Below are 467 nucleotides of genomic sequence, written 5' to 3'. Positions count from 1 at the left end.
GTCAGGACTGTCCACTCTCTCTATTCTTATATGACTTTGTCGTTGACACGTGCTTTCAGAGACAACATTTTCTTCATCTAAATTTCCAGGAGTTGAACTTTTACCGGGAGATTTACTTGTTGACTTAGAATATGCTGATGACATAGTTTTATTTGGTGAAGACGCTGACAAAATTCAGAGTCTTCTGACCACTCTAAGCAACAATGCAAGCATGTTCGGGATGCGATTCTCTCCCTCGAAATGTAAAATGTTGCTTCAGGATTGGGTTGCATTGACACCCGAACTAATGATAGGGAGTGAAGTAGTTGAGCGTGTCGACCGCTTCACTTATCTTGGAAGTCTCATCAGCCCTTGTGGTCTGGTGTGTGACGAAATCTCAGCACGGATACAGAAGGCTCGACTAGCTTTTACCAACTTGCGTCATTTATGGCGTAGGCGAGATATCCGTCTATCAAGCAAACGACGTG

At 43.7% G+C, this 467-nt stretch carries 1 protein-coding gene; it reads left to right on the top strand.

Going from position 1 to position 467, the window contains the following annotated elements; genetic code table 11:
- Positions 1–49 precede the first annotated feature (49 nt).
- A partial coding sequence (locus DF185_RS24885) for a reverse transcriptase domain-containing protein (RefSeq protein WP_133250152.1) occupies positions 50–467 on the top strand: 418 nt, incomplete at its 3' end.

The sequence above is a fragment of the Marinifilum breve genome (genome assembly GCF_003202155.1).
Taxonomy (GTDB): domain Bacteria; phylum Bacteroidota; class Bacteroidia; order Bacteroidales; family Marinifilaceae; genus Marinifilum; species Marinifilum breve.
This window is presented reverse-complemented; position numbering and strand designations above follow the sequence as displayed.